The organism is Arthrobacter sp. E70 (assembly GCF_058266945.1).
This window is the reverse complement of the sequence record NZ_JBYQFR010000010.1, coordinates 67481-83739: the sequence shown is the minus strand read 5'-3', so window position 1 is coordinate 83739 and position 16259 is coordinate 67481. Positions and strand designations below refer to the sequence as shown.

General features: G+C 64.8%; 17 protein-coding genes. 3 read left to right on the top strand and 14 right to left on the bottom strand.

The genetic code is table 11. The annotated features are described in order from the left end of the window. Positions 1–7: 7 nt before the first annotated feature. Both rhaI and AC3IMC_RS14070 read right to left on the bottom strand, forming a co-directional pair. Positions 8–1174: an L-rhamnose isomerase gene (rhaI, locus tag AC3IMC_RS14075; RefSeq protein WP_490919159.1), complete on the bottom strand. Its 1167-nt coding sequence runs from the start codon at positions 1172–1174 to the stop codon at positions 8–10. A gap of 62 nt (positions 1175–1236) precedes the next feature. Next, positions 1237–1578, bottom strand: coding sequence for an L-rhamnose mutarotase (locus AC3IMC_RS14070; RefSeq protein ID WP_490919158.1), 342 nt, complete (start codon positions 1576–1578; stop codon positions 1237–1239). 150 nt (positions 1579–1728) lie between these two features. Here AC3IMC_RS14070 and AC3IMC_RS14065 point away from each other — a divergent pair, with 150 nt between their 5' ends. Beyond that, positions 1729–2754, top strand: a complete 1026-nt coding sequence (locus tag AC3IMC_RS14065) for a LacI family DNA-binding transcriptional regulator (protein ID WP_490919157.1) — start codon at positions 1729–1731, stop codon at positions 2752–2754. Between the two features lie 10 nt (positions 2755–2764). On the opposite strand, the gene AC3IMC_RS14060 is transcribed toward AC3IMC_RS14065, so the two are convergent. Next, positions 2765–3142: a DUF7793 family protein gene (locus tag AC3IMC_RS14060; protein ID WP_490919156.1), complete on the bottom strand. Its 378-nt coding sequence runs from the start codon at positions 3140–3142 to the stop codon at positions 2765–2767. 343 nt (positions 3143–3485) lie between these two features. Between AC3IMC_RS14060 and AC3IMC_RS14055 the strand changes: the two genes are divergently transcribed. Continuing rightward, positions 3486–3980, top strand: coding sequence for an ABC transporter substrate-binding protein (locus AC3IMC_RS14055; RefSeq protein ID WP_490919155.1), 495 nt, complete (start codon positions 3486–3488; stop codon positions 3978–3980). 68 nt (positions 3981–4048) lie between these two features. On the opposite strand, the gene AC3IMC_RS14050 is transcribed toward AC3IMC_RS14055, so the two are convergent. The 6 genes from AC3IMC_RS14050 to AC3IMC_RS14025 all read right to left on the bottom strand — a co-directional run bounded on the left by AC3IMC_RS14050 (position 4049) and on the right by AC3IMC_RS14025 (position 9603). Next, a complete protein-coding gene (locus tag AC3IMC_RS14050; protein WP_490919154.1) occupies positions 4049–4702 on the bottom strand; it encodes a DUF1961 family protein in 654 nt (217 codons plus the stop codon). Continuing rightward, positions 4703–5410, bottom strand: coding sequence for a rhamnogalacturonan acetylesterase (locus tag AC3IMC_RS14045; RefSeq protein WP_490919153.1), 708 nt, complete (start codon positions 5408–5410; stop codon positions 4703–4705). A gap of 22 nt (positions 5411–5432) precedes the next feature. Next, positions 5433–6305 (bottom strand): carbohydrate ABC transporter permease, encoded by an 873-nt coding sequence (locus AC3IMC_RS14040; RefSeq protein WP_490919152.1) that lies wholly within the window; start codon positions 6303–6305, stop codon positions 5433–5435. Positions 6306–6307: 2 nt separating this feature from the next. Further along, positions 6308–7282 carry an ABC transporter permease gene (locus AC3IMC_RS14035; RefSeq protein ID WP_490919151.1) on the bottom strand — a complete coding sequence of 325 codons (975 nt, stop codon included), beginning with the start codon at positions 7280–7282 and terminating at the stop codon, positions 6308–6310. Further along, complete coding sequence (locus tag AC3IMC_RS14030; protein ID WP_490919150.1) at positions 7283–8812, bottom strand: extracellular solute-binding protein; 1530 nt, start codon at positions 8810–8812, stop codon at positions 7283–7285. A gap of 107 nt (positions 8813–8919) precedes the next feature. Beyond that, the gene (locus tag AC3IMC_RS14025) at positions 8920–9603 is read right to left on the bottom strand and encodes a YesL family protein (protein ID WP_490919149.1); all 684 of its coding nucleotides are present in this window, start codon (positions 9601–9603) and stop codon (positions 8920–8922) included. Between the two features lie 239 nt (positions 9604–9842). Here AC3IMC_RS14025 and AC3IMC_RS14020 point away from each other — a divergent pair, with 239 nt between their 5' ends. Beyond that, positions 9843–11066, top strand: a complete 1224-nt coding sequence (locus tag AC3IMC_RS14020; RefSeq protein ID WP_490919148.1) for a Gfo/Idh/MocA family protein — start codon at positions 9843–9845, stop codon at positions 11064–11066. A gap of 19 nt (positions 11067–11085) precedes the next feature. Here AC3IMC_RS14020 and AC3IMC_RS14015 read toward each other — a convergent pair whose 3' ends face one another. Genes AC3IMC_RS14015 through AC3IMC_RS13995 form a run of 5 tightly spaced genes read right to left on the bottom strand, consistent with a single transcriptional unit; the run spans position 11086 to position 16203 of the window. Beyond that, positions 11086–12360, bottom strand: a complete 1275-nt coding sequence (locus AC3IMC_RS14015) for an MFS transporter (RefSeq protein ID WP_490919147.1) — start codon at positions 12358–12360, stop codon at positions 11086–11088. Between the two features lie 2 nt (positions 12361–12362). Next, complete coding sequence (locus tag AC3IMC_RS14010; protein WP_490919146.1) at positions 12363–12992, bottom strand: Poxvirus protein I5; 630 nt, start codon at positions 12990–12992, stop codon at positions 12363–12365. An 11-nt stretch (positions 12993–13003) separates the two neighbouring features. Further along, positions 13004–13918, bottom strand: coding sequence for a carbohydrate ABC transporter permease (locus AC3IMC_RS14005; RefSeq protein WP_490919145.1), 915 nt, complete (start codon positions 13916–13918; stop codon positions 13004–13006). Further along, positions 13915–14868, bottom strand: a complete 954-nt coding sequence (locus tag AC3IMC_RS14000; RefSeq protein WP_490919144.1) for a carbohydrate ABC transporter permease — start codon at positions 14866–14868, stop codon at positions 13915–13917. Before AC3IMC_RS14000 ends, AC3IMC_RS14005 begins: the two co-directional genes overlap by 4 nt. 45 nt (positions 14869–14913) lie before the next feature. Further along, positions 14914–16203 carry an ABC transporter substrate-binding protein gene (locus tag AC3IMC_RS13995; RefSeq protein WP_490919143.1) on the bottom strand — a complete coding sequence of 430 codons (1290 nt, stop codon included), beginning with the start codon at positions 16201–16203 and terminating at the stop codon, positions 14914–14916. Between the last annotated feature and the right edge of the window lie 56 nt (positions 16204–16259).

The following is a 16259-nucleotide window of genomic DNA, read 5'->3' as shown; positions in this document are numbered from 1 at the left end:
AGCTAAATCAGGCGCCCCATCCGGCTTGCTGGCCGCCCACGCGGTCCTCGTTGATCTTTTTCTGGTATCCGCTGGCCTTGAACGCGGCCATCGGGTCCGCGGGCAGCCCGCGGGATTCACGCCACTCGGCCAGGATGGGCCGGACGTCGGTGTAGAAGGCGTCGTTGAAAACAGCGTTCGCGGCCAGGACATCCCCGGCGCGCTGGGCCTCGTTCAGGGCCGCGGTGTCCACCAGCAGGGCGCGCAGCGTCATTTCCTGGACGTTCAGCACCGACCGGATCTGGCCCGGGATCTTCTCTTCCAGGTTGTGGCACTGGTCCAGCATGAGCGCCACGCCCGAGTCCTTGCCGAATCCACCGCCACGGATCACCTCATGCATGATGCGGAAGAGCTGGAAGGGATCCGCCGCACCCACAATGAGGTCATCGTCGGCATAGAAGCGGGAGTTGAAATCAAAGGAACCGAGCTTGCCCAGGCGCAGCAGCTGCATCACGATGAACTCGATATTGGTGCCAGGGGCATGGTGGCCGGTGTCCAGGCAGACGAACGCCTTCTCCCCCAGCGCCAGGGTCTGCGCGTAGGAAGTACCCCAGTCCGGAACGTCCGTGTGGTAGAACGCCGGCTCGAAGAACTTGTACTCCAGCACCAGCCGCTGCTCGTCGCCCAGGGCCGCGTAGATCTCCTGCAGCGACTCGGCGAGGCGGTCCTGCCGGCCGCGCAGATCGTCCTGGCCCGGATAGTTCGTGCCGTCCGCCAGCCAGATCTTCAGGTCCCTCGAGCCTGTGGCATGCATGATGTCGATGCAGTCCAGATGGTGGTCGATCGCTCGGCGGCGGACAGACTCGTTGGACGAGGTCAGGGAACCGAACTTGTACTCGACATCCTGGAAGGTGTTGGAGTTGATGGTCCCCAGCCCCACGCCCAGGCCGGCAGCGTAGTCCTTGAGAGACGAGTAGTCGTCCACCTTGTCCCACGGGATGTGCAGGGCCACGTTGGGCGCCAGGCCGGTCAGCTCGTGGACCTTCGCGGCGTCGGCCAGCTTCTCCTGGACCGTCCGCGGCGTGCCAGGCGTGCCAAACACCCTGAACCGCGTGCCTGAATTGCCATAGGCCCACGAAGGGACCTCGATGGCAAGCTCTTCGAGCCTGCCCAGCGCCGTTGCTACGTCATTCATGATGGTTCTTTCCGGTGTCTGATGGTCTTGGTTGCTGCCCCGCTGCTGGAGCGTTACTGCTGTTAGTGGGAATCGACCGCGGCGAGTTGGTCGTCGAGGTTGAAGACCTCTTCCAGGACCTGGAACCCTTCATCGGGTGCCTGGCCGGTGTTCTCGAAGAGCGTGGCCATCTCGGCCTGCCAGCGGGCATTGACGTCGTTCAGTGCCATCCGTGCCCGGACGGCGTCGAAGTCGTCGCATTCCACGTAGCCCACCAGGAGCCCGTCGCCGGCAAGGAACAGGGAGTAGTTGTTCCAGCCGGCGTCCTTGAGTGCGCGGAGCATCTCGGGCCAGACGGCGGCGTGGCGCCGCTTGTATTCGTCGATCAGCGCCGGCTGGATCGAGGAGCGGAAACACACCCTCATCTGGAACACTCCTGAACTCGCGATTTTTTGAATCGTTTCATTGTTACGATTCAAAGTACTCTTGAATGTGAATAGGTGTCAAGCATTTCCAGACCGTTCAAGCAACCGGCCGGTCGATGTGGGACACCCTGACCAGCAGCTCGGAGAATCATGAACCGCACCGCCAGTATCAAGGACGTCGCCAACCACGCGGGCGTGGCCGTGGGAACGGTCTCGAATGTCCTGAACTACCCGGACCGCGTGTCCCAGCGCACCAAGGAACGGGTACTGCGCGCCATCGATGAGCTCGGCTTTGTCCGCAACGACGCTGCCCGGCAGCTGCGCGCGGGCCACTCCCGCACCATTGGCCTGATCGTCCTGGACGTGGGAAACCCCTTCTTCACCTCCGTGGTCCGCTCAGCCGAGGATGCCGCCGCCGTGCAGGGCAGCGCGGTCCTGCTGGGCGACAGTGGCCACGATGCCGGCCGGGAGGCCAACTACATTGACCTCTTCCAGGAACAGCGGGTGCAGGGACTCCTGATCTCCCCCGTAGGTGACGTCACCGAGCGTCTGGACCTCCTCCGCGAGCGCGGCGTGCCCACCGTACTGGTGGACCGGCTGGCCGACGAGTCGAAGTTCAGCTCCGTCTCCGTTGACGACGACGCCGGCGGGTATCTCGCGGCGCGGCACCTGCTGGACACGGGCCGCCGTCGGCTGGCGTTCGTGGGAGGCTCCACCTCCATCCGCCAGGTTGCCGACCGCCTGCAGGGCGCCCGGCGCGCCGTCAAGGAGGAACCGGACGCCACGCTGGAGGTGCTGGAATCCGACGGAATGACCGTGCTTGCCGGCCGCAGCGTGGGAAACGAGCTCGTGGAACGGGGCCGGGAGGACCTGCCGGACGGCATCTTCTGCGCGAACGACCTGTTGGCCCTCGGCGTTATGCAGTCCCTCACCATGACCCACACCCTGCGCATTCCGGAGGATGTGGCGCTGATCGGCTATGACGACATCGACTTTGCCGTCTCGGCCGTGGTGCCGCTCTCCTCCATCCGGCAGCCCACCGAAGCGCTCGGCCGCACCGCCATCGAGCTGCTCACCGAGGAAGTGGAATCGCAGAACCCCGCCCACCGCGCGGTGGTGTTCACGCCGGAACTGGTGGTCCGGCAGAGTACAGCCGTGGCGGCCAGCGGCGAATAGGGCTCGGGGGTCAGGTCGCCGTCTGCTGGAGCCACTTCATGGACTCCTCCCGCGAGGTGAAGAAGCGGGTGGGGCAGGGCGGGATATGGACGCCGAGGAAGAAGTTGGCGAGGATCCGGTCCACCGGGCTGGCTCCAAGCAGGGCAATGCGGTTGGCCGCACACGGGATGGAGAACACCGACCGGGCCTGGATGCTGACATTTTCGGTGGTGGCCATGTCCACGAGCATCGGAAAGTTGCCGTCCCCGGCGATTCGGTTCACCGCAGCCATCGCCGCCTGCGCATCCTCCTTCTCGATCCGGACCCTTGGCTCCCAGATCAGGTGGATGACGCCATCGGGACGCAACTCCACAGTCCCTTTGCCGCCGTCGACAATTACAGGTTCCAAACCCGCCTCCCTCCAGTGGACAGTGAGCGCCCTCCCATCTTGCCCCACGGTCCGGAATTCAGACAGCGGCCGGTGACTGCACCGCCGGCGGTTTGACTAATCAGCATGCTTACTATTAGGTTGGACGGCGTGCCAGTGGCCTGGATCACCTTCCAGCGCCGCGCGTCGCGGCCCGCGAGGGGCTGCATCTGCAAGGAAAAGTTCCGCCGGCGTTCCCTATGGGGGCGGAGCACCGGGGGGTTCATGCGCCGCTATCCGGCGCTGAAAGGAACAACCAAAAATGCGTACCAAGGTCTCAGCAATAGTCACAGCGGCTTCCCTTTCCGGAGCTATGCTCTTTGGCATGGCAGGTCCGGCCACCGCAGCCGCGCCCGCGGCCCCTTCCGTGGCCTCCCAGTCGTCACAGGTTGCCGACGTTTCAGGAACAATCAACCAGACCATCGACGGCGTGGGCACCTTCGTCGGTTCATTCACCCCGTCCGGATTCGGTGTGCAGGACGGCCAGCTGACGGTCACGGGACTGGTCGAAGGCACCTTCACCGACGTCGCCGGTGTGGCTACTCCGGTCAGCCAGACGGTGACCACGACGGCAGCCGCCGCACCCAACACCATGGCCTCCGGGGGCAGCTGTGACGTGGTCAACCTGGTCCTCGGTCCGCTGCACCTGGACGTCCTGGGCCTCAATGTCGACCTGAACCAGGTGGTGCTGGATATCGTGGCCCAGTCCGGCGCGGGCAACCTGGTGGGCAACCTCCTCTGCGCCGTGACCGGACTGCTGGACGGCGGCAATGGCCTGAGCGGCCTGGCCAACCTGCTCAACCGCCTCCTGGGGCTCTAGCTTTCCGAGGCGCCAAGGCGAAGCGGGCGGCCCGGACGGGTCGCCCGCTTTTCTGCGCCCGTTTTCCCCTACAGCGTCTCCACCACCAGGTTCCGGTACGCCGCCCGCAGCGGGGCCATCTGCCGGAAGCCGATCCGTCCGCCGCCCAGGACCTGCTCGGAGGGATCATCCCAGGTGAACAGCTGCAACCCGTTGATGGCGAAGGCAACCCGCGGACCATCCTTCAGCATTTCCAGCCGGTAGAAGTCCACCGCGTCTTCTGCCGGCGGCAGCGGGTCGGGACCCTGGGCCACCAGTTCGAATCCCGCGCTCTTGCGCAGGTTGCAGGTCCGGAACGCGCGCTCGGACTGGTACTTGTGCCGGAAATAGGAGACGTGCAGGGCGTCGATGTCGCCCGAATGGTACTGGGGGTAGTAGCCGGTCCTCGGGGCAAGCTTCTCGCTGAAGAGGTCCAGTCCCCCGTGCCCGGAGGCAGCGAAGAACAGCATGGCCAGGCCGGGCTCGGCAAGGGGCAGGAACTCCCAGCTGATGCGGATGCGGTCCGGGAACTCCTCCGGGCACCAGAAGGTCCAGTGCGCATGGTCGCCGAATTCCGCGTCATCCAGGGTGCCGGACAGTTCCACGGCATCCGCATGGCTGTCCAGGCGAAGCGGCCCCTCGGCCACCCAGGCGGCCACGTCCGCCGGGCCTGCCAGCGCATTCCGGTACAGGACTCTTCCCACCTAGCCGCGCTCCGCCGTCGTACCCGCCAGCTGATGCTGTGGGCCGTAGCCCAGCCTTCCCAGTTGCCGTGCCACCTCCCCTGCCACCAACACGGCGCCCTCCTGTGAAAAGTGCGTATTGTCGGCCAGCCCGCCGGGCCAGTGCGCATGCTCCCCCGGCGCGAAGTGGCAGAACAATGCCTTGGAATCCTCGCTCCCCAGCCGCAGGTAGAGCTCCCGCGTCCAGGCATTCAGGTCGATCACCGGGACCGCCAGCTCCAGGCCGAGTTCGCGGACCACGTCCGGGTAGTCCTCCAGGCTCTCCTCCAGGCCCCCAACACCTGCAGCAGCGCCCGACGACGGGGCGCCCAGGAAGTGCAGGCGCTCCACCGAGGTGCACAGCACCGGAGCCGCGCCCGCCGAGCGCATGTCGCCCACCATGGTGCGCAGGTTGGCCGCGTAACCCGTGCGGGCCGCGAGGTGCTGCCTTTTTTGGTCGTTGTGGCCGAACTGGATCAGCACCACGTCGCCGGGATCGGCTTCGCCGAGCAGGGCCGCCCAGAGTCCCTCGACGCGGAACGATTCCGTGCTCGCTCCCCCTTTGGCGAAGTTGTGCACGGTACCCCACCTGTAGGTGCGGGGGGCCAACTGCGCTCCCCAGCCGCTCATGGGGTACTCGGACGTGGGGCAGTCCGCCACCGTGGAATCTCCGGCCAGCAGGATTTTCATGCGCGCCTTTCTCGAGTGCGGGTCAGCCCTTGACGGAGCCGATGAGCATGCCCTTGGCAAAGTGCTTTTGCAGGAACGGGTAGAAGATGAGGATGGGCAGGGTGGCCACCACGATCACGGCGAATTTGATGCCCTGTTCCGGCGGGATGTAGTTCGGGTCCACATTGCCGGTACCCAGCAGGTCGGAGGCGGCGGTGACCTGGCGAAGGTACATCTGCAGGGTCCACTTGGAGTTGTCGCTCAGGTACAGCAGGGGTGACATGAAGTCGTTCCAGATGCCCACGGCATAGAACAAGGCGAAGGTGGCCAGGACAGGTTTGGACAGCGGCAGCAGGATCCGCCACAGGATGCCGATCTCGGTGGCGCCGTCCATCTTGGCGGACTCTTCCAGTTCGGCAGGGAGCTCCTGGAAGAAGTTCTTGATGATGATCAGGCTGAACGGGTTGATGGCCGCCGGCAGGATCAGGGCCCAGTACGAGTTCAGCAGGCCCAGGTCCTTGACCAGCAGGAACGTCGGGATCATGCCGCCGGAGAAGACCATGGCGAAGACCACCAGGGACAGGATGACCTGGCGTCCGCGCAGCGTTTTCTTGGCCAGCGGGTAGGCCATGGTCACCGTGAAGGCCAGCTGGACCAGGGTGCCCACTACCGTGACCAGGACCGTGGTGACCAGGGCCCGGATGAATGCCGGCGTGGAAAAGATGTACTCGTAGGCGCCCAGGGTGAACTGTTCGGGCCAGACGAAGAACGCGCGGCTGGTGATCTCGGCCTCGGTCGCGAAGGAGCCGGCGAAGACGTAGACGAACGGCAGCAGGGTGACGATGCCCAGCAGCGAGAGGAAGACGTAGTTGGCGGCGTCGAAGATGCGTCCGCCGGTGGTGTTGTGGATTTTCATGGCTAGAACAGTCCGCTCTGGTTGAATCGCTTGGCCAGCCAGTTCGTGCCGAAGATCAGCACGATGCCCACCACGGATTTGAACAGGCCCACCGCGGTGGAGTAGCTGTAGGCGCCCTGGGTGATCCCCACGAAGTAGACGTAGGTGTCGAAGACGTCGGCCACGTCGCGGTTCAGGGCGTTGGTCATCAGGTAGATCTGCTCGAATCCGGTGTTGAGCATCTGCCCGATGGCCAGGATCAGCATCACAATGATGGTGGAGCGGATCCCGGGCAGGGTGATGTGCCAGACCCGCCGGAACCTGCCGGCGCCGTCTATGATCGCCGCCTCGTACTGGTCCTGGTCCACGGTGGCCAGGGCAGCGAGGAAGATGATGGTCCCCCAGCCGGTGTTCTTCCAGATTTCCTGCAGCACGATCAGCGGCCGGAACCAGGCGGGGTCGGACAGGAAGTCGATGTGGGTCCCCATCACGCCATTGAGGAACTGGAACAGCGGGCCGATGTCCAGGGCGAACATCAGGAAGCTCAGCGACGCCACGATGGTCCAGGACAGGAAGTGCGGGATGTACACCAGCGTCTGGACAGTGCGCTTGAGGATGGACAGCCGAACCTCGTTCAGCAGCAGCGCCAGGATGATGGTCAGCGGAAAGGCGATGCCCAGGTTGAGGAACGCCAGGATCAGGGTGTTGCCCAGCAGCCGGGGGAAGTCGGGGTTGGAGAAGAAGTCCTGGAAGTTGCGGAAGCCCACCCAAGGGCTGCCGTTCACTCCGAGGAACGGCACGTAGTCCTTGAAGGCGATGGTGACGCCGTACATCGGGGCGTAGCGGAACACCGCGAAGTACACCACGCCCGGCAACAGCAGCAGGTACAGCCACTTGTAGTGCGCGAAGTGGACGGAGAACTTGCCCCGGTTCCGGGGAGCAGGCGCGTTCTTTCGAACCTGCTCCCCGGCACGGGCCTCAATGACAGGGGCTGCCATCTACTTGTTGTCCTGCCACAGCTTGTTGATCTCTTCCTTGACCTTTTCGCCGCCGCTGGTGTTCCAGAGCTTGATGGCGTCTTTGAGGCCCTGCTCGTCAATCTGGCCAGCGAGGTACTTGATCCGCGCGTCAGCCACGATGTTGTCCAGCTGTGCGCCCTTGGCAACGTAGGTCTCGGACACATAGGGGGCAGCTGGGTTGTAGACGGCACTCTTGAGATCCTCGGCCATCACGGTGGTGCGCTTATCGAAGACCTGCTGCTCGTACTCGGTGGGCTGCTTGTTCACGTAGAACTGATTTCCGGCAACATTCGTCGCGAGCTGCAGGTAGCTCTTAATGTCTGTGGAAACAGCCTTGCCCTCCTGGGTTTCCGGCTTGATGGGGGCAGCTTTGGCGTCCGCCACCGTGAAGTTGACGCCCTCGATGCCGTTGTTCAGCAGGATCTGAACCTCTTTGCTGTTCATCGTGTTCAAGAACTCCAGGACCTTGTCCAGCTCAGCCTCACTCTTCACGCTGGCCTTCGGGACGGCCAGGAACCCGGAGTAGCCGTCGGTGGGGTGGGCGTGCAGTTCGCCGTCGGGTCCTTCGAGGTTGCCCACGAAGCCCACCTTGTTCTGGAAGTTGTTCGGGTCTGCCTGCTTGAACAGGTTGACCAGGACGCTCACCCGGGAATCGACGTCGACAATGATGCCGCCCTTGCCGTTCAGGAACGGCTCGTTCCACTTGGTGCTGTCAAAGGTCGCGAAGTCCGGGTTGATCAGCTTCTCGTCCACCATCTTCTTGATGAACCTGTCTGCCTCCAGGAATTCGTCGGTCTCGAAGCTCGGAACAAGTTTGCCGTCACGTTCGGTCCAGCGGTTGCCTGCGCCGTACCATTCCTCGATCAGGTCATAAGGACTGTTGGTGCCCAGTGAACCCCATTTGGGAATGGTGATGCCATATGTGTCATTCTGGCCGTTGCCATCCGGATCCTGCTCGGTAAACGCCTTCGCCACCTTGTACAGGTCTTCGGTGGTCTTGGGCGGCTGCAGGCCCAGCTTGTCCAGCCAGTCCTGGCGGAACATCACGGCAGCACGCATCGGAGAGCGGCCGCGGAATACCCCGTAGACCTTGCCGTTGACGCTGGCGTTCTTCTGGATGTCCGGGAACGTGGTCTTGAGGTTGGGATACTTATCCAGCTTGTCCGTCAGGTCCCAGAACGCGCCGGCCTGCGCATTCTTCACAAAGCCCGGAGTTTTGCTCTGGATCACCATTACCTGCGGGATGTCCGACCCCGCCAATGTGATATTGGTCTTGTCCTCATAGGACGCGTTCGGCGCCCAGTTGATCTTGACCTGCTTGCCCGTAAGCTCCTCCAGCTTCTTCTGGACGGCACCGTCCGCGCTCGGCGGCTGAGCCTCAAGGAACGGTGCCATGATGGACACCGATGTGAGGTCGGCAGCGGGCGTCTCCCCACTGCTGCAGGCAGTGAGGGACAGGGCTGCGGCGGTGACGACGGCGGCAGCCAGGGTGAGGTTCCTTCGGGTCATGGTTGTTCCTTTTCCACTTCGTTGGGGTTCAGGAGGGCCCCAGGCCCTCCTTTTGATACGTTTCACAACAGTTCGGGCCGCCGGGCAGGCCGGACGGACTGCAGGGGTCAGGCGGTAGAGGTTCCTCGGAGGGCGGGTTGCCGCTCCATCACTTCAGACTCCAGCCCCGCGGCAGCAGCGACGGCTTCGTCATTTGCCGTGAAGAAGCGGTCGCACAGCCAGCCGGTGAGGAAGAGCCAGGCGCCAATACTGAAGAACGGGATGAGCCCCGGGAGAACACCGCTGGCGTACAACACCGCGGCGGAAACGAACAGGAGGATGACGGTTCCGGCGAGGTGGCGCACGGCAAAGCGCGGGGACATCAGCAGGTACTGCGCCAGCGGCAACTCGTACCGGGCGTACATCGGAAACAGGTAGCAGGTGGCCCCCGCGAGGAAGGTTCCGGATACAAAGATTCCGGCCGCCATCAGCTGCGGAAGCGGCCCGCTGCGATGCGAGAAATAGTTCCAGTTCAGGACGAGTGCCCCGGCTGCGGCCAGCACCGGCAGCGCCAGGACGTTGGCCCTGCCGAAGTTCCGAAAGTATCCGGCGGCGAAACTCCGCACCAGGGGCGCCGCCGCTCCGCAGGCACGCTTCCGCACCATGATCTGCGCCGCAGCGGTGGCCGGGCCTGCACCCAGGACGCCAAGGCCCAGAAGCGTGAAGGCGATCCACAGCAGGTTCAGGCGGGCGATCCACGCCAGCGTGTCAAAGAACGAGTAGGCGCGGGCACTCAAGGTTCCGGACAGCATGGCACGGCTCCCTTCTCTTCTCCATCGTTGCAGGGGCGAGGCGGAAAGTGGTCCGCGTCACGCTGGTAATCGGTTTCTCGAAAATCTAGACGCAAGGCCGACGGTGGGTCAAGCTATTTTTTGAATCGTTACACTTCTGGACTTCAATCCCCCTCATGCCGCACACTTGGAACTGGAAAGCGCTTGCCGAGACGGCGCACCCGCGATGCGCCGGCACCTGCCGGACAGACTGGAGGACCATGGGAACCGCAACTGAAGCCACCGGCAACGCAGCCGTCGCCGCTTCCAGCACTACGGCAGGAAGCAGTACGGCAGCGCGGGTGGTGCTGGTAGGGGTTCACGGCTTCGGCGCCCACCACCTGCGGAACCTTGAACGCCTCCAGGCTGCCGCCGCCGTCGAACTCGTTGCGGTGGCGGACCCCAACCCGCCGGCACCCGGCTCGCTCCCGGCGTCGGCCGCCGTTTTCGGCGACCTTGCCGAACTGCTTGCCGGGACCGACAACCTCGACCTGGTCATCGTGGCCACACCCATCCAGACCCATGCGCCGCTGGCGCTGGCGGCTTTGGCCGCGGATGCCGACCTTTACCTCGAAAAGCCTCCCGTAGCGTCCCTGGCGGACTTCCGCCGCCTGTGCGACGCGGCCGGGGCGTCCGGCCTGAGCGTCCAGATCGGCTTCCAGAGCCTGGGCTCCCATGCGCTGAAAGCCATCGAGGACCTCCTCGCGGCCGGCACCATCGGCACCCTGCAGGGCATCTCCGCCACGGGCCGGTGGGTGCGGGACAAGGCTTACTACCAGCGCTCCCGCTGGGCCGGGAAGCGCAGCATCGATGGCGTCGACGTAGTGGACGGCGTTGCCACGAACCCCTTGGCACATGCCGTAGCCACGGCCCTGCGCATCGCCGGCGCCCGCACCACGGCCGACCTGGCCTCCGTCGAGACCGAGCTGTACCGGGCCAACGACATCGAATCGGACGATACCTCCGTGATCCGCATCCGGACCGCCGCCGGCCTGCCCATCACCTGCGCCCTGACCATCTGCGCCGCCGAGTCCGTGGAGCCGTACATTACGTTGCAGGGCTCCGCCGGAACCGCCGTCTTCCACTACACGGAGGATCGGCTCACAGTTGAGACGGCGTCCGGCCGCTCGGAGCAGACGTACGGCCGGGACGACCTCACCGAAAACCTGCTGGCCCACCGGAAAGGCGGCGTGCCGCTCATCAGTCCGCTCATGGACAGCGGAGCATTCATGCTGGTGCTCGAAGCCATCCGCACGGCACCGACGCCCACGCCCATCGATTCCGCCGCCGTCCGATGGGAAGGCGAAGGCGAGGCCGCGCACGCCGTCGTCATTGGTATCGAAGCGGCCTTGGAGCATGCGGGCCGGGAGCACGCCACCTTCAGCGAGCTGGGACTGCCGTGGGCTGCGGCCGGCCCGGAAACCTTCGACATACCCGCTTCCTGACGGCTGGGCGCGCCACCTCTCACGCCTCCCCGGTGGTTTCCTCCTGGCGCCGGCCGTGCCACCACAGCAGCACTCCGACGACGCCCGCGGAGAGCATGCCCAGGCTCCCCGTGACCACCAGGCCGGTCCGCACGCCGAACTGCTCCGTGAGCCAGCCCGCCAGCAGTCCGCCCAACGCATGGCCGCCCAGCAGGAGCGGCAGGTACAGCGCCATGACCCGGCCGCGGACCACCGGGCCGGCCTCCAGCTGCACCGCGGTGGCCGCGCTGGTCAAGAACAGGAGCGTCATGACGCCCACCACTGCCAGCATGGCCACGAACAGCACCAGGGTGGGCATCAGGGCGGCCACCAGCTGGGACAGCCCAAAGAGAGCAGCGGCTGCCACGATGCCCTTCCGGCCCATCTTCCCCAGCCGTGCCGCCAGGAGCGCTCCGGCCAGGGCGCCCAATGCGCTGACGGTGTTGAACAGGCCGAAGCCCTCCACGCCGTTGTGCCACACACGCTCCGCGAACGCTGCCAGGACCACAGGGCCGTTCATGCCAAAAGCGCCCAGCAGGCCGGCCAGCAGGATCAGCAGCAGCAAACGGGGCCTTTCCCTGACGTACCGGAAGCCGGCCAGTACCTGCCCGCGCCCCCGCTCCGCGGGCGGGCTGGGATGGAGTTCGCTGGCCCGGATGGCACCGATCAGCGCCAGGACGAGGATGCCGATCAGCGCGTTGGCGGCAAAAGCCGCTGGCGGACCGGCCTGCGCAATCAACACGCCGCCCAGCGCAGGACCGCCCATGGCCCCCAGCTGGGACAGGGCGTTGTTGAGGCCGATGGCGGGACGGAGGGCGGAGTCGCCCACCACTTCGTTCACGAAGACCTGCCGGGTGGGCTGGTCGACGGCAGCGGTGACGCCCAGTGCGACGCAGCTGGCGTAGATCACCGCCACGGTGATGGTGCCGCTGGCCGCCCAGGCAGCCAGGCCCACACTGAGCAGCACAATGACGGACTGGCACACCATCATGATCCGGCGCTTGGGAAACACATCCACCACCAGCCCTGCGATCGGGCCCACGACGAGCATGGGAAGAAACTGCAGGGCGACGGCGAGCCCCACGGCTGCGGGGCTTCCGGAGATCTGCAGCACCAGCCAGTCCTGTGCCAGCCGCTGCATCCATACGCCCAGGCTTCCGGCCAGCTGCAGGCCGAGGAAGAGCCGGTAATTGTGCTGGGTCAGCGGGCGGTACCAGCGGGGCGGGGTTTCTGGAGGGCGGAGGGACTGGCCGGAGCGCGTGCGGTCGGCAGGCACGGTCAGTATTGGCGGGTGGAGCGGATTTTGACTGCGGCGGCAGCGAGGATCAGGGTTCCCGGCACCACGACGAACAACGCCGCGAGCATCCAGACGAACACCACCGCGCAGAACAGCGCGGCCGCGAGCAGCAGCGAACCGGTCCAGTCGCGGACGGAGATTTGCTGGCCTGCCTGCAGTGCGGCGCGCCAGGTGTCCCTGGCTCCGCGTCCGGAGCCTGTGGCGCCGGACCACGCCGAGGCGGTGCGCAGCAGCAGAATGGCTCCCGCCGCGGCGAGGAGCAGTGTGGCAGGCAGGACAACCTGGCTGCCTGGCAGTTGCCCAACCCATGCGAGCAGAAGGTTGAGGACAATCACGACGGCGGCTGCCGCCGTCGTGATGCCAAGTTTCCAGCTGCCGGGCAGGGCAGCCTTGAACAGGTTCCACAGGCCCCGGACGGAGTCGTCCCGGCCGGCGAGGTGCCGCTCCAGGTGGGCGGTTCCGGCCGCGTAGGCGGCCGGGATGGTCACCAGCGGGATGGACAGCACCAGCACCAGTACCCCTGTTAGGAGGGTTTCGGAGAACAGGGCGAACCGGTTGACCGGGATGGGTTCGTGGCCCGGGCCAGGTGTGGTGCTGTCCATGACGCTCATTTTCATTGTGCCTAGCCCTTGAGTCCCTGGGTGGAGACGCCTTCGACGATGTATCGCTGGAAGATCAGGAAGAAGACCAGTACGGGGAGCAGGGCCAGGACGGACATGGCGATCATGGCGCCGTAGTCGGAGGATTGGGTTTGGTCCACGAAGAGGCGCAGGGCCAGCGGCAGCGGGTACTTGTCGGGGGTGTTCAGGTAGAGCAGCGGGCCCAGGAAGTCGTTCCAGCTCCAGATGAAGGAGAAGATCGAGGTGGAGATCAGGGCCGGTTTCATCAGCGGCAGCATGATGGAGAAGAAGATCCGGGCGTGTCCGGCGCCGTCGATCCTTGCCGCCTCGTCCAGCTCCGAGGGCAGGCCGCGCATGAACTGGACCATGAGGAAGACGAAGAACGCGTCGGCGGCCAGGAACTTGCCGATCAGTAGCGGCACGTAAGTGTCCACCAGTCCCAGCTGCTGGAAGATGATGTACTGCGGGATGATCACCACGTGGAAGGGCAGCAGCAAGGTGGCGATCATCATGCCGAAGAACAGGCTGCGGCCGGGGAAGTTGATCCGGGCGAATGCGTAGGCGGACACGCTCGCGGACAGGATGGTTCCGACGACGGCGCCGAGGGCAAGGATCAGTGAGTTGGTGAAGAACTGCAGGGTGGATACCCCGCCGATCCCGTCCATCGCGGTGACGAAGTTGTCGAAGCTGAAGTTGTTGGACCACAGCGAGGTGTTTTGCCCGCCGATTTCAGAGTTGGGCTTGAACGACGAGGCGATCATCCACAGGCCCGGGTACAGCACGATGGCCGTGAGGATCAGGGCTGCGGCGTGGAAGATGATGCTCTTGGCACGTTTCGCGCCGGTGGATTCGGATTTCGGGTTGTAGGCCGCGGCTTGGGCGCCCGCGGACTGGGTGGGGGTTGCCGTCGTTGTCATCGTGAATCACCGCTGTAGTGGACCCAGGACCTGGACGTGCGGAAGAAGATCAGGGTGATGATGCCGACCACGATGACCAGCAGCCAGGCCATGGCCGAGGCGTAGCCCATCCGGAAGTCGCTGAAGCCCCGCAGGTACAGGTAGAGGGTGTAGAAGAGGGTGGATCCGGCGGGGCCGCCTTCACCGTTGGAAATGATGTAGGCCGACGCGAAGATCTGGAATGCGTGGATGGTTTCCATCAGCAGGTTGAAGAAGATCACCGGGGACAGCATGGGCCAGGTGATGTTGAAGAACTTCCGTACCGGCCCGGCGCCGTCCATCGACGCCGCTTCGTAGAGTTCGTTCGGGATCTGCTTGAGCCCGGCCAGGAAGATCACCATCGGGGCGCCGAACTGCCATACCGTCAGCAGGATGAACATCGGCATGGTCATCGCGGGGTTACCCACCCAGCCGCCGAGGTTGATACCGAAGAAGGACAGGCCCTGGTCCACCGGGCCCGAATCGCCGAACATCGCCTTCCACACGATCGCGATGGACACGGACGCGCCGATCAGCGACGGGGCGTAGAAGGCTGACCGGTAGAAGCCCTGGCCGCGGCGCTTGCTGTTGAGCAGCATCGCCACCGCCAGGGCGGCGGCCAGTTTCAGCGGGGTTCCGAAGACCACATAGCCAAGGGTCACGCCCACGGACTGCAGGAAGCGTTCGTCCTGGAAGAGGGTGGTGTAGTTGTCCAGGCCGATCCACTTGGGCGGTTCGAACAGGTTGTAGTTCGTAAAGGACAGATACAGCGAGGAAATCATCGGCCCCACCGTGAGGGCAATGAATCCCAGCAGCCAGGGCAGCAGGAAGGTGTAGCCGGCACGGGCGTCCGCCCCGTTCCGCTTCGACCTGCGAAGCTGTGCGGGGGCGGGCGCCTTGGAACGCCGGCTCAGGGTTGGGCTTTGAGTCACGAGTTCATTCCGTCAGTCGAGCCTAGATCAGGCATTGATGCTTGCTCAGGCGTTCTGCTTGATGAGGTCTTCGGCTTCCTTGAACCACGCGTCTGTTGCACCGTCGACGGTGAGCTTGCCGTAGTTCAGGTCCGAGGCGATGCGCTTGAAGGAGGCTTCCAGCGTGCCGAAGCCGACAATCGGCGGCTCCGGGGCGTCCTTGAGGTACTTCTCGATGGACTTCTCGTAATCGACCACGGCCTTGTCCGTGCCCTCGAAGGTGGTGCCGTCACGCTGGGTCTTGGAGGCGGGAACGCCGCGGGAGGTCTTGAAGATCTGGCCCACCTCGGGGTCGTTGACCATGAAGTCGATGAACCGGGCCGCCGCGTCCTTGAACTTGGTCTTGGCGCTGGCCACCATCAGCATGGAGGGCTTGAGGAACAGGCCCAGGTTGTCCTGGTTGTCTGACGGAACGGGCACGAGCTTGAGTTCCTTGGCGCCGCTGTCGCCCAAATAGCCGGCCATGAAGTTGTCCCAGGTGACTTCGGTGGCGGTGGCGTTGGAGCCGAAGGGGGACTTGGGGGCCAGCTGGGTGACACGGTCCTCGGGGATGATGGCACCGGTGCCGCGCAGGCCTGCGGTGAGGTTCCACCACTTCTTCAGGTCGTCCTTACCGAAGCCCAGCTTGCCCTCAGGGGTGAAGGCCTGGATGTTGTTCTGCCGGAGCCAGATGTTGAACATCCACCAGACGCCGGTGTAATCGGTGCCACCGTAGAGGGCGCCGTTGCTCTTGCTGCCCACCTGGCTCAGGAAGTCGTTGAATTCCTTGTACGACCAGCTGCCGTCGGGCTCGGCAATGCCAAGCGAGGCCAGCTTGGCGGGGTCGTAATAGACGGCGAAGGCGTTGGTGCTGGTGGGGATGCCGTAGGTCTTGCCCTTAATTTGGCCGGACGGCAGCAGTGACTTCTCGAACGCTTCAGTGTTGATCTTGACAGTGCTCAGATCCAGCAACTGGTTGCGCTGGCCATAGTCGCGCAGATAGGACAGGTCCCACTGCATGACGTCGGGCAGGCCGCCGCCCGCGGCCTCCGTGGCGCGCTTCTGCCAGTAACCGGCGAAGTCGGTGAAGTTGCCGTTGACCTTGATGTCCGGGTTCTTCGATTCAAAGAGCGCGATGGCCTTGCGGGTGCGCTCGGCACGGTCGTCGTTGCCCCACCAGGTGTAGTTGATGGTGACCGGCTTGTCCGCGGTCCCGGTCTGCCCCGAAGAGCTGGACCCGTTCCCGCAAGCGGACAGGGCTGCGGCGGATGCGGTACCCACGGCCACGGTTGTGAGGAAATGCCTTCTGTTGATCACGGGAGCCTCCTTGCTCGATGTGTGCTTGCCCGGTCCACCTGCGAATGGAGGTAGTG